General features: G+C 71.1%; 20 protein-coding genes and 1 riboswitch. Of the genes, 10 read left to right on the plus strand and 10 right to left on the minus strand.

Features of this window, described 5'->3' with window-relative positions:
- Positions 1-241: 241 nt before the first annotated feature.
- Both OG407_RS15520 and OG407_RS15525 read left to right on the plus strand, forming a co-directional pair.
- On the plus strand, positions 242-880 hold the full coding sequence (locus OG407_RS15520) for a DUF4126 domain-containing protein (protein ID WP_403595229.1): 639 nt from the start codon (positions 242-244) through the stop codon (positions 878-880).
- Positions 881-925: 45 nt separating this feature from the next.
- Entirely contained in the window at positions 926-2,437 is a 1,512-nt protein-coding gene (locus OG407_RS15525; protein WP_405858528.1) for a phytoene desaturase family protein, read from the plus strand.
- 41 nt (positions 2,438-2,478) lie between these two features.
- Here the strand turns inward: OG407_RS15525 and OG407_RS15530 are convergent, their stop codons facing one another.
- From OG407_RS15530 to OG407_RS15555, 6 genes are all read right to left on the minus strand, one after another.
- Positions 2,479-3,483, minus strand: a complete 1,005-nt coding sequence (locus OG407_RS15530) for a hypothetical protein (protein ID WP_405858530.1) — start codon at positions 3,481-3,483, stop codon at positions 2,479-2,481.
- Between the two features lie 56 nt (positions 3,484-3,539).
- Complete coding sequence (metF, locus tag OG407_RS15535) at positions 3,540-4,463, minus strand: methylenetetrahydrofolate reductase [NAD(P)H] (protein ID WP_405858532.1); 924 nt, start codon at positions 4,461-4,463, stop codon at positions 3,540-3,542.
- A gap of 111 nt (positions 4,464-4,574) precedes the next feature.
- Entirely contained in the window at positions 4,575-5,234 is a 660-nt protein-coding gene (thiE, locus tag OG407_RS15540) for a thiamine phosphate synthase (RefSeq protein WP_405858534.1), read from the minus strand.
- 118 nt (positions 5,235-5,352) lie between these two features.
- A complete protein-coding gene (locus OG407_RS15545) occupies positions 5,353-5,724 on the minus strand; it encodes an Rv2175c family DNA-binding protein (RefSeq protein WP_327404714.1) in 372 nt (123 codons plus the stop codon).
- Between the two features lie 63 nt (positions 5,725-5,787).
- A complete protein-coding gene (locus tag OG407_RS15550; RefSeq protein ID WP_405858536.1) occupies positions 5,788-7,017 on the minus strand; it encodes an NAD(P)/FAD-dependent oxidoreductase in 1,230 nt (409 codons plus the stop codon).
- Between the two features lie 44 nt (positions 7,018-7,061).
- Entirely contained in the window at positions 7,062-7,400 is a 339-nt protein-coding gene (locus OG407_RS15555) for a hypothetical protein (protein ID WP_405858538.1), read from the minus strand.
- A gap of 50 nt (positions 7,401-7,450) precedes the next feature.
- Positions 7,451-7,562, plus strand: a riboswitch (TPP riboswitch).
- Here OG407_RS15555 and thiO point away from each other — a divergent pair.
- The 5 genes from thiO to OG407_RS15580 all read left to right on the plus strand — a co-directional run bounded on the left by thiO (position 7,560) and on the right by OG407_RS15580 (position 12,802).
- Positions 7,560-8,723 carry a glycine oxidase ThiO gene (gene thiO, locus OG407_RS15560; RefSeq protein ID WP_405858540.1) on the plus strand — a complete coding sequence of 388 codons (1,164 nt, stop codon included), beginning with the start codon at positions 7,560-7,562 and terminating at the stop codon, positions 8,721-8,723. Its footprint overlaps the riboswitch before it by 3 nt.
- Entirely contained in the window at positions 8,720-8,920 is a 201-nt protein-coding gene (gene thiS / locus OG407_RS15565) for a sulfur carrier protein ThiS (RefSeq protein ID WP_327404710.1), read from the plus strand. Before thiO ends, thiS begins: the two co-directional genes overlap by 4 nt.
- A gap of 3 nt (positions 8,921-8,923) precedes the next feature.
- Entirely contained in the window at positions 8,924-9,718 is a 795-nt protein-coding gene (locus OG407_RS15570) for a thiazole synthase (protein WP_405858543.1), read from the plus strand.
- A gap of 200 nt (positions 9,719-9,918) precedes the next feature.
- The gene (gene pknB, locus OG407_RS15575; protein WP_405858545.1) at positions 9,919-11,853 is read left to right on the plus strand and encodes a Stk1 family PASTA domain-containing Ser/Thr kinase; all 1,935 of its coding nucleotides are present in this window, start codon (positions 9,919-9,921) and stop codon (positions 11,851-11,853) included.
- Between the two features lie 34 nt (positions 11,854-11,887).
- Positions 11,888-12,802 carry a deoxyribonuclease IV gene (locus OG407_RS15580; RefSeq protein WP_405858547.1) on the plus strand — a complete coding sequence of 305 codons (915 nt, stop codon included), beginning with the start codon at positions 11,888-11,890 and terminating at the stop codon, positions 12,800-12,802.
- A gap of 29 nt (positions 12,803-12,831) precedes the next feature.
- Here the strand turns inward: OG407_RS15580 and OG407_RS15585 are convergent, their stop codons facing one another.
- The gene (locus OG407_RS15585; protein ID WP_405858549.1) at positions 12,832-13,446 is read right to left on the minus strand and encodes a sulfite oxidase-like oxidoreductase; all 615 of its coding nucleotides are present in this window, start codon (positions 13,444-13,446) and stop codon (positions 12,832-12,834) included.
- A 159-nt stretch (positions 13,447-13,605) separates the two neighbouring features.
- On the opposite strand from OG407_RS15585, the gene bfr reads away from it, so the two are divergent.
- Positions 13,606-14,082 (plus strand): bacterioferritin, encoded by a 477-nt coding sequence (gene bfr, locus OG407_RS15590; RefSeq protein WP_019062355.1) that lies wholly within the window; start codon positions 13,606-13,608, stop codon positions 14,080-14,082.
- Between the two features lie 14 nt (positions 14,083-14,096).
- Here bfr and OG407_RS15595 read toward each other — a convergent pair whose 3' ends face one another.
- Both OG407_RS15595 and OG407_RS15600 read right to left on the minus strand, forming a co-directional pair.
- Complete coding sequence (locus OG407_RS15595) at positions 14,097-14,357, minus strand: bacterioferritin-associated ferredoxin (protein ID WP_078623126.1); 261 nt, start codon at positions 14,355-14,357, stop codon at positions 14,097-14,099.
- A gap of 152 nt (positions 14,358-14,509) precedes the next feature.
- Positions 14,510-15,862: a class II 3-deoxy-7-phosphoheptulonate synthase gene (locus OG407_RS15600; RefSeq protein WP_405858551.1), complete on the minus strand. Its 1,353-nt coding sequence runs from the start codon at positions 15,860-15,862 to the stop codon at positions 14,510-14,512.
- A 96-nt stretch (positions 15,863-15,958) separates the two neighbouring features.
- On the opposite strand from OG407_RS15600, the gene OG407_RS15605 reads away from it, so the two are divergent.
- Both OG407_RS15605 and OG407_RS15610 read left to right on the plus strand, forming a co-directional pair.
- A complete protein-coding gene (locus tag OG407_RS15605; RefSeq protein ID WP_073735655.1) occupies positions 15,959-16,015 on the plus strand; it encodes a trp operon leader peptide in 57 nt (18 codons plus the stop codon).
- A gap of 96 nt (positions 16,016-16,111) precedes the next feature.
- Positions 16,112-17,992, plus strand: coding sequence for an anthranilate synthase family protein (locus tag OG407_RS15610; RefSeq protein WP_405858553.1), 1,881 nt, complete (start codon positions 16,112-16,114; stop codon positions 17,990-17,992).
- Here the strand turns inward: OG407_RS15610 and OG407_RS15615 are convergent.
- Positions 17,944-18,939: a 2-hydroxyacid dehydrogenase gene (locus OG407_RS15615; RefSeq protein WP_405858555.1), complete on the minus strand. Its 996-nt coding sequence runs from the start codon at positions 18,937-18,939 to the stop codon at positions 17,944-17,946. The two genes, OG407_RS15610 and OG407_RS15615, sit on opposite strands and share 49 nt — an antisense overlap.
- Positions 18,940-19,245 lie beyond the last annotated feature (306 nt).

The following is a 19,245-nucleotide window of genomic DNA, read 5'->3' on the forward strand; positions in this document are numbered from 1 at the left end:
TTCCCCCGTGCCTCGCTCCCGCCGAAGATCCGGCGGAAGGAGCGGCCAAGGGCGCGGGCCCCGTTCCGCCGCCCCGTGTCGGCGGTTCCGGAGCCGCGCCCCTTTCCGTGCCCCTACTCTCTCGTTCGCGCAGGTCGCACCCCATCCGCGCGCGTACTCATCTCACTCCCTAGGTACGGATACTCAGCCGTACGCACTCAGGCCCAGGACGTCATGTTGCCGAGTGGTTACTATCGCCTCCGTGTCCGTACTCCCCCTGGTCTTCACCAGCGGCTGGGCCAGCGGCATCAACGCGTACGCGGTGGTGCTGCTGCTCGGGATCTTCGGCGCGACCGGAGTGACCGACGCGGTCCCCGAGTCGCTGCAACGCCCTGAGGTCCTCGTCACAGCGGGCGTGCTGTTCCTGTGCGAGGCCGTCGCCGACAAGATCCCCTACGTCGACTCCCTGTGGGACTCCGTGCACACGGTGATCCGGCCGGCCGCCGGGGCGTGGGTCGGGGCGGTGCTCGCGGGGCACAGCGGTTCGATGAACGACGTGGTGGCGGGCCTGATCGGCGGTTCGTCGGCGCTGGCCAGCCATACCGTCAAGGCCGGGACGCGGATGGCGATCAACACCTCGCCGGAGCCGTTCAGCAACGTGATCATGAGCTTCGCGGAGGATCTCGGCGTCGGCGGGATCGTGTCGTTCGCGATGTTCCATCCCCAGGCGGCGGCGATCATCGCGGCCGTGCTGCTGGTGGCCGGACTCACGGTCCTGTTCTTCCTGGTCTCGCGGATCCGCCGCTTCCTGCGCCGCCGGGCCCAGCGGCGGGAGGAGAAACGGCTCGCCTCGCAGGTGGGACACCCACCCGGCCGGCCACCGGATCCGCCACCGTGGTGACAGCCCGTGGCCGGACTGTCAGTGGCGGCCGATAAAGTCGCTGGCATGGCACGGATTGCGGTGATCGGCGCCGGCATGGGCGCGATGGCGGCCGCTGCCCGGCTGGCCGTCGCGGGCCACCGGGTGGCGGTGTACGAGCGTACGGAGACGTACGGCGGTGCGGTGCGCCGCTTCGAGCGGGACGGGTTCGCCTTCGACACCGGCCCCGGTCTGCTGCCCGTGCCCGCGGTCCACCGCGACCTGTTCGTCAAGACCGGCAAGGAGCCGCTGGAGGACCTGGTCGAGCTGGTCCAGGTCGACCCGTCCTCCCGGCACGTCTTCGCGGACGGCACGGAGGTGTCGTTGCCGAACGCCTCCCGCGCGGGCGTCGTCACGGCCCTGGACGAGGCCCTGGGCGGCGGCGCGGGGCAGCGCTGGGGCGACTTCCTGATCCGGGCCCGCGAGGCCTGGGACCGCACCCGCAGGCCCCTCCTGGAGGAGCCTCTGTGGACCGACTGGTCGGTGCTGGCCGACCAGGAGCCGTATCCGGCGGTCCCGCACAAGAAGCTGCTGCGCACCCGGCGGGCGGGCACCCTCGCCGAGATCGGCGCCTGGGAGCTGCGCGACGAGCGCCTGACGGCCCTCCTGGAGAGCCACGCGCTCGCGTACGGCCTCGATCCCCGGACCGCACCGGCGAGCGCGGCCGTGCTGCCGTACATGGAGCACGCCTTCGGCACCTGGTATGTGCGGGGCGGCATACGGGAGTTGGCGCGCGCGGTGTACGAGCGGTGTCTGGCGAGGAGGGTCGAGTTCGTCTTCGGGGCCGAGGTGATCCGGGTGCTGGAGAAGGACGGGCGGGCGGCGGGGGTGGAGCTGGCCGACGGGACGGTGGTCGACGCGGACCATGTCGTCGCGGACGTGGACCCGGCTCGGTTGCGGGCCCTGACGGAGCGTCCGCTGGACGAGGACGGTGATGTGCGGGCCGACGCGGACGCACCCCGGCCGGTGCGGTGCACGCTCCTGCTGGCTCTGCGCGGACCGCGTGAGGACGGGGCCGTTCACCGGACGGTGGTCCATGCCCCGGACCGCGAGGCCGAGTTGGACCTCCTGGCCTCCCCGGGCGGCGACGAGCCCCGCTGTCCCACGGTGACGGTGCTGCGGCCCGACGACCCCGCGCTCCGGCCGGACGGTGACCACGAATCCGCGGTGGTGTCCGCCGTGCTGTCGGGCGAGGCCGGCTGGGACGACGAGGGCACGGTCCGGCGGTACACGGACTTCCTCCTGGAAGCCGCCGGACGGGCCGTACCGGGGCTGCGGGAGCGCCTGTTGTGGCACGAGGTGCGTACCCCGGAGCACACGGAGAGTGAGACGGGCGCCCGCTTCGGTGCCGTGCCCGCGCCCTCGCTCGCAGCCGGGCGGGGCCGTTTCCTGCACCCGGCGAACACCACGCGCGTGCCCGGGCTCTACCGGGTCGGCGGCTGGTCCCACCCCGGCGGCGGGCTTCCGCACGCCGGGATGTCAGGAGCGCTGGTCGCCGGACTGATCGTGGAGGGACCCCAGTTCAGGGGGTCCCAGTGAGCGGCCTCTGAGCGGCCTCGGCAAGCGGGTCTCAGCAGGCTTCAGAAACGGTACTGCTCGTCGTAGCCGGGGCCCGACTGCGGCTGCTGCTGCGGCTGTTGCTGGCCGTCGCCCTGGTAGGGGTACTGCTGCTCCGGCGGCATGTCGCCGTTGTACGTCTCGTCGTTGCGCTGCTGCGGGACCCACACCCCGCCGGCCGGGGTCTCGCCGCCGTAGCCGCCGTTGCCGTACTGGTCCTGCGTGTAGCCCTGTTGGGGGTACTGCTGCTGACCGTCGTAGCCCGTGTCGTAGCCGGTGCCACCGTAGGTCTGGGTGCCGATGTACGGGTCGGAGTAGGCCGCGTACTGCTGCTGGCCGGTCGTGTCGTAGCCGTACTGCTGCTGGTCGTAGCCCGAGTAGTTGTCGTAGCCGTACTGCTGCTGGTCGGCCGCCGCGTAGGCCTGGTCCTGGGGCTGGCCCGCGGCCGCCGCGGCGTACGCCTGGTCCGCGCCCTCGTAGTTGGGGTCGGCGGCGTTCGCGTACGCGGTGGCGTTGTACACGCCGTAGGAGCCGGTGTCGTCCGGGAGGGGCTGCGGCTCGTAGACCGAGGTGGACTCGGCGGACGTGGGGGCGGCGGGGCGGTTCGGGGTGAACACGTCATCGCGGTCGTAGTCGTCGTCCTGGCCGTAGGCGGCCTTGTTCTGGCCGTACTCCTGGAAGCCGCTCTCCGCCCCTTCGAGGCCGGAGGCGTCCAGGTTCGGGTCCTGCTCGTCCGGCTCGCCGCGGCGGCGCTTGATGCCGCCCGCGCCCGGTCGGCCGGAGACCGCCCAGCCGGCTTCGAAGCCGCGGCGGAAGGACAGCGTGACGTAGGTCTGGCCGACGGCGAACGCCACGGCGCCCAGGCCGATCACGACGACGGAGGGGATCAGCACTCCGAGGACGACGCCCAGGAAGCCGACGAAAGCGAGCAGCCGCCAGCGCAGGCGTGCCTTGTACTGCAGCAGCACCTCACCGAGCAACCACAGTGCGACGACGCCGAACGCGATGTAGAGGACCGTCCAGCCCATGTACGCCCCTCTCCCAGTGGCCGCTACGCAGTGTGTCCTATTCCGGAGCGACCGGTCTAGGCCTGCGGTGGGTGGTGCAGGCCCAAGTTCTCGTAGATTTCGAGTGACGCCGTGGAACTGTTGAGCGTGATGAAGTGAAGTCCGGGGACTCCCTCGGCCAGCAGCCGGGCGCAGAACTCGGTGGCGAACTCGATTCCGATCGAGCGTACAGCGGCCGGATCGTCTTTGGCTGTGAGGATTCGCTCTTTCAGAGCGGCCGGGATGTCGGCGTTGCTGAGCTGCGGCAACCGCTCCAGCATCCGCACGCTGGTGACCGGCATGACCTCGGGGATGACCGGGGTGCCGCAGCCCGCGGCCCCGACGCGGTCGCGCAGCCGCAGATACGACTCGGGTTCGAAGAACATCTGGGTGATCGCGTAGTCGGCGCCGGCCCGGCACTTGTCGACGAAGTGCGCGACGTCCGTGTCCCAGTCCGGGGAGCGCGGGTGCATCTCCGGGAAGGCGGCGACGCCGACGCAGAAATCGCCCGACTCCTTGATGAGCCGCACCAGTTCGGCCGCGTACGTCAGCCCCCGTGGGTGCGCCACCCAGTCGGCCATGGGATCGCCGGGCGGGTCGCCGCGCACGGCGAGGATGTTGCGGATCCCGGCGTCGGCGTACTGGCCGATGATGTTGCGCAGTTCGGCGACGGAGTGGTTGACCGCGGTGAGGTGGGCGACCGGGGTGAGCGTGGTGTCGGCGACGATCTGCTCGGTCTCCCGGACGGTTCCCGCGCGCGTGGAGCCGCCGGCGCCGTAGGTCACCGAGACGAAGTCGGGGGCGACCGCCTCGACCCGCCGCAACGCGCTCCACAGGTTCCGCTCGCCCTTGGGGGTCTTCGGCGCGGAGAACTCGAACGAGTACGTCGCTTTGCCGGTCGCGAGCATGTCCCGCACGGTGCGTGCGCGATCAGTCCTGGTCGATGCGGTTCCGAAGGCCATACCCGCAGGTTAGTCAGGGGGCGGCGGTCACCCAACCGGAAGCGGGAATTTGCCTGGTTTGTCGCCCTCTTGTCCACCCATCGGACAACAGCCCGACTTCCTGGACGCCCGTCAGAGCTGCCGCAGCCGCTTCGCGAACTCCGCCGCCGCCGCGCCGGGGTCGTCCGCCTCCGTGATCGCCCGTACGACGACGACCCGGCGGGCGCCCGCTTCGAGGACCTCGTCGAGGGTGCCGAGGTCGATGCCGCCGATGGCGAACCAGGGGCGGTCGGTGCCCAGGGCGGCCGCGTACCGGACCAGGTCGAGGCCGGGGGCGTGGCGGCCGGGCTTGGTGGGGGTGGGCCAGCAGGGGCCCGTGCAGAAGTAGTCCACGCCCTCCTGGACGGCGGCCGCCGCCACTTCGGACTCGGCGTGCGTGGAGCGGCCGATCAGGATGTCGTCGCCGAGGATCGCGCGGGCCGCGGGGACCGGGAGGTCGCCCTGGCCCAGGTGCAGGACGTCGGCGCCGGAGGCGTGGGCGACGTCCGCGCGGTCGTTCACCGCGAGGAGTCTCCCGTGCCGGGCGCAGGCGTCCGCGAACACCTGGAGGTGCTCCAACTCCTCGGCGGCCTCCATGCCCTTGTCGCGCAGCTGCACGATGTCGACCCCGCCGGCCAGGACCGCGTCCAGGAACTCCGGGAGGTCGCCCTGGCGCCGGCGGGCGTCCGTGCAGAGGTAGACCCGGGCGTCGGCGAGTTCCGCGCGGGCGGCGGCTGCGGCGGTGTCGGGCATGCGTGTGTCCCCCGTTGTCCTGCTGGTCGTGTGGTGGTGTCGCGCACGGGCCGCGGGCAGGGCCTGTTCAGGCAGGCCCTCGCGTCGCCGCGGCCCGTACACCTCTCGGTCGTGCGGGTCAGACGGCGAGCGCCTGGGCGCGGCGCTTCACCTCCGTGCCGCGATTCTCACTCAGCGCCTGCGCGGGGGTGCCGGGCAGGCTGGGGTCGGGGGTGAAGAGCCATTCGAGCATCTCTTCGTCGGAGAAGCCGTCGTCCCGCAGCAGCGTCAGGGTCCCCGTGAGGCCCTTGACGACCTTCTGCTCGGCCCCGTCGATGAAGGCGGCGGGGACGTGCAGCGCGCGGTTCTCACCACGGCGTACGGCGATGACTTGGCCGTCCTTGACCAGCTGCCGCACGCGTGTCACCTCGATATCGAACATTTCTGCGATGTCGGGCAGCGTGAGCCAGGCGGGGACGAGAGCATCGATCTTTGCGTCAATCTCGGTCACGTAAACAGCGTGCCATCCCGGACTGACAGTCGGAAGTCGGGCCGGTCCGACCCGGGGGACGAACTAGGCGATAGCCGCCTTCATCGGCAGAGAAGCATCGGCCAGCAGTGCGTGATCCATGGGCGTGGCCGACTCGATCAGGCGGCGGCCCTGGGCCAGGTCACGGGGGCGGCCGACCGCCAGGAGGGCCACCAGACGGTCCTCGCGCAGCCAGCAGACGCTCCACGCGGGGTTGGCCGGATCGCCGCGCCAGAGGGTGGTGTCGGCGGACGCGTGATGGCCGGCGTACTGGACGAAGCGGCCGAACTGCTCCGACCAGAAGTACGGCACCGGGTCGTACACCGCCGGGCTCTCCCCCACGATGTTCGCGGCGACCGTGCGCGGCCCCTGGAGGGCGTTGTCCCAGTGGTGGACCAGAAGGCGCTCGCCGTACCTTCCCGAAGGGAAGGAGGCGCAGTCGCCGACCGCGTACACGTCCGGTACCGAGGTGCGCAGCCCGGCGTCGGCCAGGACCTCGCGGTGCGCGCCCAGTTCGATGCCGGAGCCCGCCAGCCAGGCGGTGGCGGGGCGGGCGCCGATGCCGACCACGACAGCACCCGCGGGCAGCCGTGAGCCGTCGTCGAGGACCACCTCGCCGGGTTCGACGTGCGCCACGCGCGCGTGCGTCCGCAGCGAGGCTCCGGCGGCGGCGTACCAGGCGGCCATCGGCGCGGCCACCTCGGCGGGCAGCGCCCCCGCGAGCGGCCGGTCGGCGGCTTCCACGACGGTCACCGCGCAGCCCGCCTCACGCGCGGCCGTGGCGAACTCGGCGCCGATCCAGCCCGCGCCGACCACCACGATGTCGTGCTGCCGGGCGAGCACCGGCCGCAGCCGCTCGGCGTCGTCCAGGGTGCGCAGCAGGTGCACCCCGGGGATGCCGTCGGCGCCCGGCAGCCGGATCGGTTCGGCACCGGTGGCGAGCACGAGGACGTCGTAGGGCACCGGGCCCTCGGCGGTGTCCAGTTCGTGGTCGGCGGGGCGCACGCCCACCACCTCGCGCCCCAGTTGCACCTCGATGCCGAGCGCCTCGAAGTCGACGTCGAAGGCGGAGCCCTCGGCCTTGCCGAGCAGGACGGCCTTGGACAGCGGGGGCCGGTCGTACGGCTGATGGGGTTCCGCGCCGATCAGGGTGACGGTGCCGGTGAAGCCCTGTTCCCGCAGCGCGACCGCGGTCTGCACCCCGGCCATGCCCGCGCCGACGACGACCACACGCCGTCCTGCCACCGTGCCCTGGTCCCGCGTCTGCTCGCTCACTCGATCACCATAGACACCTGACAATTTGTCAGTCAGCGGGCGCGTCAGGTGACCTGTTCCACAGTGCTGGTCCCGTTTCCCTCCTGGGACTCCCACTCCCAGGTCTCGTCGAGGCGAATGCGGCCGTCCGGCAACGCGACCACTTCGGACACGCAGTGCCCGGAGGACGTCGTCCCGTCCGTCTTCAACTGCACGTACCGGAAGTCGATCCGGTCCCCCGCGCGCGTGCCGACGAGACGCCCCCGTACGACGTCGCCGCCCCCGTACTCGGCCCAGATCTCGCCGTCCTTCTCGTGGTACGCGAACCGGGTGCGCGTACCGACCTGACCTGGGGCCTGGTCCGCGACAGGGGCGAGGACGAGACCGTCGAGCGAGCGGGCCATGGACGAAGGCTCCCTTACTGGCGCACAAAGCACGGGCTAGGGTGGCCGAGTAAAGCACTCGCGGGAGTCCGGACGTACCGGGCTGAGAGGGAGGCTGGCGGCCTCCGACCGTACGAACCTGATCCGGGTCATGCCGGCGAAGGGAGGGGCTGGACGCCCATGCCTGCACGTACGTCAGACGTCCTCGTCGTCGGGGGCGGGATCATCGGCCTGGTCACGGCCTGGCGCGCGGCCCAACGCGGCTTCTCCACGGCGGTGTTGGACCCCGAGCCGGGCGGCGGGGCCGCCCAGGTGGCCGCCGGGATGCTGGCCGCCGTCACCGAGCTCCACTACGGCGAACAGACCCTGCTCGCCCTCAACCTGGCCTCGGCGGACCGCTACCCGGACTTCGCGGCCGAGCTGACCGACCTCACCGGCCTCGACCTCGGCTACCGCCGCTGCGGCACGCTCGCCGTCGCCCTGGACGCCGACGACCGGGCCCATCTGCGCGAACTCCACGCCCTCCAGCACCGGTCGGGGCTCGACTCCGAGTGGCTGTCGGGGCGCGAGTGCCGGCGCCTGGAGCCGATGCTCGCGCCGGGCGTGCGCGGGGGGCTCAGGGTCGACGGGGACCACCAGGTCGACCCGCGGCGGCTGGCGGGCGCGCTGGTGGCCGCGTGCGAGCGCGCCGGGGTCGTCTTCCACCGGACGTGGGTCGAGCGGCTCACGGTCGGGCGGGACCGCGCCACGGGGGTCGTCACGCGTGAGGACGTCACGCTCGCCGCGGACCAAGTAGTGCTCGCGGGCGGCAGCCTCAGCGGGCAGCTGCGGGGGGTCCCGGACGACGTCCTGCCGCCCGTACGGCCCGTGAAGGGGCAGGTGCTGCGGCTGACCGTGCCGGAGCGACACGCGCCGTTCCTGAGCCGGACCGTGCGGGCCGTGGTGCGCGGCAGCCAGGTGTACCTGGTGCCGCGCGAGAACGGCGAGCTGGTCGTCGGCGCGACCAGCGAGGAGCTGGGCTGGGACACCACCGTGACCGCCGGCGGTGTCTACGAACTGCTGCGCGACGCCCACGAGTTGGTCCCCGGGATCACCGAACTCCCGCTCACCGAGACCCGGGCCGGACTGCGCCCCGGCTCCCCCGACAACGCACCCCTGCTCGGCCCGACCGCGCTGCCGGGACTGCTGCTGGCCACCGGGCACTACCGCAACGGCGTGCTGCTCACCCCGGTCACCGGCGACGCCCTGGCGCACGCGCTCAGTACCGGTGAACTCCCGGACGAGGCACGCCCGTTCACCCCGAAGCGGTTCGCCCGCACGCACCTCGTGGAGCAGCCCGCATGAACATCTCCGTCAACGGCGAGCACCAGGAGATCGCTCCCGGCACGCCCCTCGACGTGCTCGTACGGTCCCTCACCCCGGCCCCCTCCGGTGTGGCCGCCGCCCTCAACGAAACCGTCGTCCCGCGCGCGGAGTGGCCATCGACGTCCCTCTCCGAGGGAGACCGCGTCGAGGTCCTCACCGCCGTCCAAGGAGGCTGACCCATGGCCGACGACCCCTTCGTCCTCGGTGGTACGTCCTTCACGTCCCGGCTGATCATGGGCACCGGGGGTGCGCCCAGCCTCGACGTCCTGGAGCGCGCGCTGGTGGCCTCCGGTACGGAGCTGACGACGGTCGCGATGCGGCGCGTCAACGCCTCCGTGCACGGCTCGGTGCTGTCCGTCCTGGAGCGGCTCGGTATCCGGGTGCTGCCCAACACCGCGGGCTGCTTCACGGCGGGCGAGGCGGTGTTGACGGCGCGGCTGGCGCGGGAGGCCCTGGGGACCGCGCTGATCAAACTCGAAGTGATCGCGGACGAGCGCACGTTGCTGCCCGACCCGATCGAACTCCTCGACGCCGCCGAGACGTTGGTCGACGACGGCTTCACCGTACTGCCGTACACGAACGACGATCCCGTGCTGGCGCGGAAGCTGGAGGACGTCGGGTGTGCGGCGATCATGCCGCTCGGGTCGCCGATCGGGTCCGGGCTCGGGATCCGCAACCCGCACAACTTCCAGCTGATCACCGAGCACGCGCGCGTGCCGGTGATTCTGGACGCGGGGGCGGGTACGGCGTCCGACGCGGCCTTCGCGATGGAGCTGGGGTGCGCCGGTGTGATGCTTGCCTCAGCGGTGACGCGGGCGCAGGAACCGGTGCTGATGGCGTCGGCGATGCGGAGCGGGGTGGAGGCGGGGCGGCTGGCGTTCCGGGCGGGGCGTATCCCCCGCCGGCATTTCGCCGAGGCGTCCTCTCCTGCGGAGGGCCTGGCGGTACTGGACCCTGAGCGGCCCGCTTTCTAGGCACCCTGCGCCGCACTTCCGTTTTGTCTCCCACCCGCGCACCACCCGTTTCCAGTCGGCCAAGAGGTGACCCAACCTGCGGGACTGCCCCGCCATTGGCGGCCGACCGCTCGTGGGATCCGTCACAGGTCCGCTTCAGTACCGCCTCGAAACCGGGCGAAAAGGCCGTACTGTCAGCCTTGGCTCGTACACTCACCTGCGTGGATACGACCCTTCATGACCCTCTCGTCGGGCAGTTGCTCGACGGCCGGTATCGCGTCGACGCGCGGATCGCCGTCGGCGGGATGGCCACGGTCTACCGGGCCGTGGACACCCGCCTGGACCGGGTTCTCGCGCTCAAGGTGATGCACCCGACGCTGGCGGCCGACGCCCACTTCGTGGACCGGTTCATCCGCGAGGCGAAGTCCGTGGCGCGGCTGGCGCATCCGAACGTGGTGCAGGTCTTCGACCAGGGCGCCGACCGGTCGTACGTCTATCTGGCGATGGAGTACATCGCCGGCTGCACCCTGCGGGACGTGCTGCGCGAGCGCGGGGCGCTCCAGCCGCGGGCCGCCCTCGACATCCTGGAGCCGGTGCTGGCCGCGCTCGGCGCCGCGCACCGGGCCGGGTTCGTGCACCGGGACATGAAGCCGGAGAACGTGCTCATAGGGGACGACGGCCGGGTCAAGGTCGCCGACTTCGGGCTGGTCAGGTCCGTCGACACGAACACCAGCACCACGGGGGCCGTGCTCGGCACGGTGTCGTATCTCGCGCCGGAGCAGATCGAGGGCACCACCGCCGACCCCCGGGTCGACGTGTACGCGTGCGGTGTCGTCCTGTACGAGATGCTCACCGGCCAGAAGCCGCACGACGGGGACTCCGCCGCGATCGTGCTCTACAAGCACCTGCACGAGGACGTCCCGCCGCCCTCGGCGCAGGTGCCGGGGCTGGCGTACGAGCTGGACGAGCTGGTCGCCACCGCCACCGCGCGTACCCCGGACCTGCGGCCGTACGACGCGGTCGCGCTGTTCGGTCTGGTCCGCGAGGCGCGGTCGGGGCTGAGCATCGAGCAGCTGGACGCGGTGCCGCCGCAGGCGCTGACCGCGGAGCATCCCAACGCCGAGAACCGTACGAGTGTGATCCCGCGCTCGCTGACCGTGCCACGTCCGCTGCCGGTCAACGAGGACGACGAGCCCGGTGACCGGTTCGACCGGACCAGCCGGTTCGAGAGCGGGCCGCCGCTGCCGCCCCGGCGGCGCGAGGCACGGCGGCCCCGGCGCGGGCTGCTGGCGATCGTCGCCGCGCTGCTGCTGATCGTCGGGGTCGGGGCGGGGGTCTGGTACATCAACTCGGGCCAGTTCACCAAGGTCCCGCTGCTGCTGGCGAAGACCGAGGCGCAGGCGCGGGAGCGGCTGGAGGACGCCGGTCTCGACGTCAAGAAGGTCGACCACGCGTACAGCGACACCGTGAAGCGCGGCACGGTCATCAGCACCGACCCGGAGTCCGGCGCCCGCATCCGGAACAACGACTCGGTCGCCCTGACCATCTCGGACGGCCCGGAGACCGTGAACGTCCCCGACCTGACGGGCACCCGCCTGACCAAGGCGCAGACCCTGCTGAAGCAGGACGGGCTGGCGGCCGGCATGGTCACCAGGGAGTTCAGCGACGACGTCCCCAAGGGCTTCGTGATCAGCACGGACCCGGAGGCGGGCACCAAGCGCCACGCGGGCTCGGCGATAGCCCTGACCGTCAGCAAGGGCAGCGCGATCGACGTCCCCGACGTCACCGGCGAGGACCTGGACGACGCGAAGTCGGACCTCCAGGAAGCCGGCCTGAAGGTGACGGTGTCGGACACCGAGATCACCTCGGAGTACGACGCGGGCCAGGTCGCCCGGCAGACCCCGGCCGGCGACGGCCAGGCCGCCGAGGGCGACACGGTGACGCTGACCCTGTCCAAGGGCCCGGAGATGGTCGAGGTCCCGAGCGTGGTCGGCGCGAGCGTCGACGCCGCGACGAAGCTCCTTGAGCAGTCCGGCTTCGAGGTCAAGGAGGACCGGGGCCTGCTCGGTCTGTTCGGCGACACCGTGAAGAGCCAGTCCGTGGACGCGGGCGAACAGGCCGCCAAGGGGTCGACGATCACGATCACCATCCGGTGACGGGGGCGGCACGCGCGCGTGACACCCTGGACGGGTGAGCAGCGAGTCCCCTTCCAGCGCCCCCGAGTTCTCTTCCCGCGCCCCCGAGTTCCCCTCCCGCAACCCGGTCGGCGGCCATGTCCCGGTCGCCGGCGGCCTCCACTCCGTGGGCCTGTCCTACGCCCGTGAGCTGGCCGCCGAGACCGTGCAGGTCTTCGTCGCCAACCCGCGCGGCTGGGCCACACCGGTCGGGAACCCGCGCCAGGACGAGGAGTTCCGCGCGGTCTGCGAGGCCGAGTCGATCCCGGCGTACGTGCACGCCCCGTACCTGATCAACTTCGGCTCGCACACCGAGGCCACCGTGGAGAAGTCCGTCGATTCGCTACGGCACTCGCTGCGGCGCGGGCGGGAGATCGGCGCGCTCGGTGTCGTCGTGCACACCGGGAGCGCGACCGGCGGGCGGGAGCGGTCGGTGGCGCTGGCCCAGGTGCGGGAGCATCTGCTGCCGCTGCTGGACGAGTTGACCCATGACGACGACCCGTTCCTGCTCCTGGAGTCGACGGCCGGGCAGGGCTCGTCCCTCTGCTCCCGGACCTGGGACTTCGGACCGTACTTCGAGGCGCTGGACGCCCATCCGAAGCTGGGCGTATGCCTGGACACGTGCCACATCTTCGCCGCCGGGCACGATCTGACCGGCCCGAGCGGCATGCACCAGACTCTCGACCTGCTGGTGGACACGATCGGCGAGGGGCGGCTGAAACTGATCCACGCCAACGACTCCAAGGACGTAGTCGGCGCCCACAAGGACCGGCACGAGAACATCGGCTCCGGCCATATCGGCGAGGATCCGTTCCGAGCCCTGATGACCCACCCGGCGACCGCGGGCGTGCCGCTGATCATCGAGACGCCCGGCGGCAAGGAAGGGCACGCGGCGGACGTGGAGCGGCTGAAGAAGCTCCGGGACGCATAGCCCCGAGAGGCTCACAACGCCGCGGGGGTTTACAGCTCCGGGCCCTCGCCGGGTCCCTCCTGGTACGAGTACCGCTGCTCCTGCCAGGGATCGCCCACGTTGTGATACCCGCGCTCCTCCCAGAACCCCCGCCGGTCCGCCGTCATGTACTCGACGCCCCGGACCCACTTCGGGCCCTTCCAGGCGTACAGGTGGGGGACGACCAGGCGGAGCGGGAAGCCGTGTTCCGCGGTGAGGAGTTCGCCGTCCTTGTGGGTGGCGAAGATGGTGCCGTCGGCGGCGAAGTCGGCGAGGCGGAGGTTGGCGCTGAAGCCGTACTCCGCCCAGACCATGACGTGCGTGACCGTCGGCGCCGGCGGGGCGGTGTCCAGGATCGTGCGGGCGGGGATGCCGCCCCATTCCGAGCCGAGCATGCTGAACTTCGTGACGCAGTGCAGATCGGCCACTACGGAGTCGTAGGGCAGGGCAGTGAACTCGTCGTGGTTCCAGCAGTGCTTGTCGCCGTCCGCTGTGGCGCCGAAGACCCTGAACTCCCAGCGCTCGGGGCGGAACTTGGGCACCGGGCCGTAGTGCGTGACCGGCCAGCCGCGCTGGAGCCGCTGGCCCGGCGGAAGCTCGGACTGTTCGACCCCTCTCTGACCCATGACTCCATCCTGACAGACCGGGGGCGGTGCACATGACCGGCTCTGGGCGGATTAGGGCAACTCCTACTAAGCATGCACTTACTGGACGACGTCTTCGCGCCGGTGCAATCATGCGGCGCAACCCGCCAGTTCCCCCCGTTTTTGGAAGGAGCCTCTGCGATGCAGGGCGACCCCGAGGTCCTTGAATTCCTGAACGAGCAGCTCACCGGCGAGCTGACCGCGATCAACCAGTACTGGCTGCACTACCGCATCCAGGACAACAACGGCTGGACCAAGCTCGCCAAGTACACGCGTGAAGAGTCCATCGATGAGATGAAGCACGCGGACAAGATCACCGAGCGCATCCTGATGCTCGACGGTCTGCCGAACTACCAGCGGCTGTTCCACGTCCGGGTCGGCCAGACGGTCACCGAGATGTTCCAGGCGGACCGGCAGGTGGAGGTCGAGGCGATCGACCGCCTCAAGCGCGGGATCGAGGTGATGCGCACGAAGGGCGACATCACGTCGGCCAACATCTTCGAGGACATCCTTGAGGACGAGGAGCACCACATCGACTACCTCGACACGCAGCTCCAGCTGATCGAGCAGCTCGGCGAGGCGCTGTACATCGCGCAGCAGATCGAGCAGCCCAGCTAGAGCCTGCGAGCCTGCTAGGCAGCGTCTTCCAGATCGGCCATCGCGGCCACTCCGGTCAGCTCGGTGAGTATCGACTCGCCCTGGTCGGCCGCCTCGCGGCGCGGGCAGGCGCCCCGGCCCAGCAGGGCCTGGATCCGGCGTACGCACGACCCGCAGTCGGTGCCCGCCTTGCAGGCCGACGCTATCTGCCGGGGGGTGCAGGCACCGCCCTCCGCGTGCTTCGCCACCTGCGCCTCGGTCACACCGAAGCAGTTGCAGACGTACACGCGGGTCACCTCCCGGGCGGGATCGAAGGTCGTCGTGCCATCCCGATAATCGGTGAGGCTAACCTAACCTTACCCGCCGCGCAGGTGCCGCAAAAGTGCCGTGGGGCGGGGATCGTATGTGATCCCCGCCCCACGGCACACTGCTGTAACAGGCGAAACGGCTACTGGTCCCTGTACATCTCGGCGACGAGGAAGGCCAGGTCAAGCGACTGGCTGCGGTTGAGGCGCGGGTCGCAGGCCGTCTCGTAGCGCTGGTGCAGGTCGTCGACGAAGATCTCGTCGCCGCCGCCCACGCACTCGGTGACATCGTCGCCGGTGAGCTCGACGTGGATGCCGCCCGGGTGGGTGCCGAGGCCCTTGTGGACCTCGAAGAAGCCCTTCACCTCGTCGAGCACGTCGTCGAAGCGGCGGGTCTTGTGACCGGAGGCCGCCTCGTACGTGTTGCCGTGCATCGGGTCGGTGATCCAGGCGACGGTCGCGCCGGACGCGGTGACCTTCTCGACCAGCTCGGGCAGCTTGTCGCGGACCTTGTCCGCGCCCATCCGCACGATGAAGGTGAGGCGGCCGGGCTCGCGGTCCGGGTCGAGGCGCTCGATGTACTGCAGTGCGTCCTCGGCGGTCGTCGTCGGGCCGAGCTTGATGCCGATCGGGTTGCGGATCTGGGAGGCGAACTCGATGTGCGCGCCGTCCAGTTGACGGGTGCGCTCGCCGATCCACACCATGTGCGCGGAGACGTCGTAGAGCCGGCCGGTGCGGGAGTCGACCCGGGTCAGGGCCGACTCGTAGTCCAGCAGGAGCGCCTCGTGCGAGGAGTAGAACTCGACGGTCTTGAACTCCTCCGGGTCCGTGCCGCAGGCCCGCATGAAGTTCAGCGCGCTGTCGATCTCGCGCGCGAGCTGCTCGTAACGCTGGCCGGACGGGGACGACTTCACGAAGTCCTGGTTCCAGGCGTGCACCTGGCGCAGGTCGGCGTAACCGCCAGTGGTGAAGGCGCGGACCAGGTTGAGCGTGGACGCGGACGCGTTGTACATCCGCTTCAGGCGCTCGGGGTCCGGGATGCGGGACTTCTCGTCGAAGGCGAAGCCGTTGACCGAGTCGCCGCGGTACGTCGGCAGGGTCACGCCGTCACGGGTCTCGGTGCCCTTGGAGCGCGGCTTCGAGTACTGGCCGGCGATGCGGCCGACCTTCACGACCGGCACGGAGGCGGCGTACGTGAGGACGGCGCCCATCTGGAGCAGGGTCTTCAGCTTGCTGCGGATGTGGTCGGCGGACACCGCGTCGAAGGCCTCGGCGCAGTCGCCGCCCTGGAGGAGGAACGCCTCTCCCTTGGCGACGGCCGCCAACCGGGCGCGCAGCTGGTCGCACTCGCCCGCGAAGACGAGCGGCGGATACGACTCAAGGTCCGCGATCACTGCGCGCAGAGCCTCGGTGTCGGGGTACTCGGGCTGCTGCGCCGCGGGCAGGTCTCGCCAGGTGTTGCCAGCGCTGGCGCTGGTCTTAGCGTTCACGGTCACGCCCTCAACATTACGGGGTCGTGTCGAGCTATTTTCGCGCGGCTCGACAGGTGAGACACCCTCACGCTCAGGTGCGCGTGGGGTAGGGTGCCCCCCATGTTCGCGCATTCGACCCGTAACTGGTGGTGGACCGCTCATCCGGCGGCCCACTGACTGCGCGTACTCCCAGTACTCCGCGAAGGCCGCCCGAGGGGCGGCCTTCGGTGTGTCCGGGGTCCGTTCCTCTCCACGAGAAGGAACCAAGGACCCATGCATCTGGACGACCTGCTCCGCGATCCCCGCCCGTTCGCCCTGCTGCGCCGTCGCACCCCGGGCCACGACCAGGACGTGATCGAGGTCATGCTCGGCCCGGTCGCCTCCTACGACCGCCTCGCCGACCTCCCGGCCGAGGGCCTGGCACTGATCCCCTACCGCCAGATCCGCGAGCGCGGCTTCGACGTCCGCGACGACGGCACGCCCCTGTCCTTCCTCACGCCCGAGGAGTCGTACGAGATCCCGCTCGCCGACGCCCTGGACCAGCTGCCCGCGCACGACGTGCGGGTCGAGGGCGGTGGCTTCGACGTGGACGACGAGGCCTACGGCGAGATCGTCGGGCGGGTGCTGCGGGAGGAGATCGGGCGGGGCGAGGGTGCCAACTTCGTCATCCGGCGGACGTACGAGGGCGAGATCCCGGGGTACGGCAGGGCCGAGGCGCTGGCGTTGTTCCGGCGGCTGCTGGTCGGGGAGCGGGGCGCGTACTGGACGTTCGTCGTGCACACCGGGGAGCGGACGCTGGTCGGCGCGAGCCCTGAGGTGCACGTCCGGATGTCCGGCGGGACCGTCGTCATGAACCCGATCAGCGGGACGTACCGCTATCCCGCCGGGGGACCCACGCCCGAACACCTCCTCGCCTTCCTCGCGGACGGCAAGGAGATCGAGGAGCTGTCGATGGTCGTCGACGAGGAGCTCAAGATGATGTGCACGGTCGGCGACATGGGCGGGGTCGTGATCGGGCCGCGGCTGAAGGAGATGGCCCATCTCGCGCACACCGAGTACGAGTTGAGGGGCCGGTCCTCGCTGGACGTGCGCGAGGTCCTGAAGGAGACGATGTTCGCGGCGACCGTCACCGGCTCGCCCGTGCAGAACGCCTGCCGGGTCATCGAGCGGCACGAGGTCGGCGGGCGCGGCTACTACGCCGGTGCGCTGGCCCTGCTCGGCCGCGACTCCGGGGGCGCCCAGACCCTCGACTCCCCCATCCTCATCCGCACCGCCGACATCGACGAGGCCGGGCGGCTGCGGGTGCCGGTCGGCGCCACCCTGGTCCGCGGTTCGGACCCGGCGAGCGAGGTCGCGGAGACCCACGCGAAGGCGGCGGGGGTCCTGGCGGCGCTCGGCGTACGACCGTCCCGGCCGCGGGACGAGAGCACGCGCCCCCGGCTTGCCGACGACCCACGCGTGCGTGCCGCGCTCGACGGTCGCCGCTCCTCGTTGGCCCCCTTCTGGCTGCGGATGCAGGAACGGTCCGAGGAGCTGACCGGGCACGCGCTGGTCGTGGACGGGGAGGACACCTTCACGGCGATGCTGGCGCACGTACTGCGGTCGAGCGGCCTCGATGTGACCGTGCGGCGGTACGACGAGGACGGGCTGCGGGAGGCGGTGCTCGCGCACGAGGGGCCCGTGGTGCTGGGCCCCGGGCCGGGCGACCCCTCCGACACGGCCGACCCGAAGATGCGGTTCCTGCGCGCGCTGACCGCCGAGGCTCTCCGGGGGAACCGGCACGGCGTCCTCGGCGTGTGCCTCGGACACGAGCTGATCGCGGCGGAGCTGGGCCTGGACATCGTACGGAAGGAGGTTCCGTACCAGGGAGCGCAGACGGCGATCGACCTGTTCGGGCGGGAGGAGACCGTCGGCTTCTACAACAGCTTCGTGGCGCGGTGTGACGACGAGGCGCTGGGTGAGCTGGCCGCGCACGGGGTCGAGGTGAGCCGGAGTGGGTCCGGGGAGGTCCATGCGCTGCGGGCGCCGGGCTTCGCCTCCGTACAGTTCCACCCGGAGTCGGTGCTGACGCTCAACGGGGCTGCTGTCGTACGGGAGTTGGTGGGTCAGTTGCGCGGGACGAGCACGTTCTCGGAGCGGCGGCCGGCCGTGTAGTCGAGGACGTTTTGGACGGTGGCGTCGATGATCTGGGTGACGGCGTCCTGGGTGTAGTACGCCTGGTGGGAGGTGACCAGGACGTTCGGGAAGGTGACCAGGCGGGCCAGGGTGTCGTCGTCGACGGCCTCCAGGGACTTGTCGAGGAAGAACAGGCCCGCCTCCGCCTCGTAGACGTCCAGGCCCACGCCCGTGAAGCGGCCCTCGCGGAGTTCGGCGACGAGGGCCGCGGTGTCGATCAGGCCGCCGCGGCTGGAGTTGACCAGGATCGCGTCGTCCTTCATCAGCTTCAGGGCGTCCGCGTCGATGAGCCGCTGGGTGGCCGGCATCAGCGGGACGTGCAGGGTGACCAGGTCGGACTCGGCGAGGAGCTGGTCCTTGGGGACGTAGGCCATGCCGAGTTCCACGCAGGCCGGGTTCTCGGCGACGTCCCAGCCGAGCAGGCGCATCCCGAAGCCGTGGGCGATCCGGGTGAACGCCTCGCCGATCTTGCCGGTGCCGAGGACTCCGACGGTACGGCCGCGCAGATCGCGGCCCATCAACCCGTCGAGCCGGAAGTCGAAGTCCCGGGTGCGGGTCGCCGCGCGGACGATACGGCGGTTGACGGCCATCGCGAGGGTCCAGGCGAACTCGGCGACGGAGTACGGGGAGTAGGAGGAGACACGGGCGACCGTGAGGCCGAGGCGTTCGGCCACGTCGAGGTCGATGTTGTTGAAGCCGGTGGAGCGCTGGGCGATGAGCCGGGTGCCGCCGGCCGCGAGGGTCTGGAGGACACGGGGGTTCAGGTCGGCGTTGACGCTGGTGGAGACGATCTCGTGCCCGGCGGCGATCGGCGCGGTGTCCTCGTCGAGGAAGACGCCCAGGCAGCGAATCTCGTGCTGCCCGGCGAACGCCCTCTCGATCAGCGACTTCTCATCGGCCTGAACACCGAAGGCAAGGATCTCCACGAGCGCTCCCGTTCTGTGCGGTTATGGGCCGAATATACGACCCATAACCGCACAGTGCCGATCCGGTCGGCCCCGCCGGACCGGGCTTTCGGGCCGCCCTGCGGGGGCGGCCGGATCTGCCGGATCTGCCTGCCCGGCCAGATCTGCCAGATCAGCCGGTTCGGCCCGTTCCGCCGGAGTGCTGCGGGCGCCGCCGCTGCGGGCGGTTCAGCCGGATCCGACCCTTCAGCTCCCTCCGCCGGATCAACCGGTTCGGCCCGTTCCGCCAGGTGCCGCGAGCACCGCCGCAGCGGGCATTTCAGGCAG

It is taken from the genome of Streptomyces sp. NBC_01515 (assembly GCF_045040345.1).
In the GTDB taxonomy this organism is placed as follows: domain Bacteria; phylum Actinomycetota; class Actinomycetes; order Streptomycetales; family Streptomycetaceae; genus Streptomyces.

What these genes read in the sequence shown, in the direction of transcription:
- bfr (WP_019062355.1), top strand. Translation starts at nt 13,606, where the DNA reads ATGCAGGGCGACCCCGAGGTCCTTGAATTCCTGAACGAGCAGCTCACC.
- OG407_RS15525 (WP_405858528.1), top strand. Translation starts at nt 926, where the DNA reads ATGGCACGGATTGCGGTGATCGGCGCCGGCATGGGCGCGATGGCGGCC.
- thiO (WP_405858540.1), top strand. Translation starts at nt 7,560, where the DNA reads ATGCCTGCACGTACGTCAGACGTCCTCGTCGTCGGGGGCGGGATCATC.
- OG407_RS15570 (WP_405858543.1), top strand. Translation starts at nt 8,924, where the DNA reads ATGGCCGACGACCCCTTCGTCCTCGGTGGTACGTCCTTCACGTCCCGG.
- thiE (WP_405858534.1), bottom strand. Translation starts at nt 5,234, where the DNA reads ATGCCCGACACCGCCGCAGCCGCCGCCCGCGCGGAACTCGCCGACGCC.
- OG407_RS15585 (WP_405858549.1), bottom strand. Translation starts at nt 13,446, where the DNA reads ATGGGTCAGAGAGGGGTCGAACAGTCCGAGCTTCCGCCGGGCCAGCGG.
- OG407_RS15530 (WP_405858530.1), bottom strand. Translation starts at nt 3,483, where the DNA reads ATGGGCTGGACGGTCCTCTACATCGCGTTCGGCGTCGTCGCACTGTGG.
- OG407_RS15610 (WP_405858553.1), top strand. Translation starts at nt 16,112, where the DNA reads ATGCATCTGGACGACCTGCTCCGCGATCCCCGCCCGTTCGCCCTGCTG.
- metF (WP_405858532.1), bottom strand. Translation starts at nt 4,463, where the DNA reads ATGGCCTTCGGAACCGCATCGACCAGGACTGATCGCGCACGCACCGTG.
- thiS (WP_327404710.1), top strand. Translation starts at nt 8,720, where the DNA reads ATGAACATCTCCGTCAACGGCGAGCACCAGGAGATCGCTCCCGGCACG.
- OG407_RS15555 (WP_405858538.1), bottom strand. Translation starts at nt 7,400, where the DNA reads ATGGCCCGCTCGCTCGACGGTCTCGTCCTCGCCCCTGTCGCGGACCAG.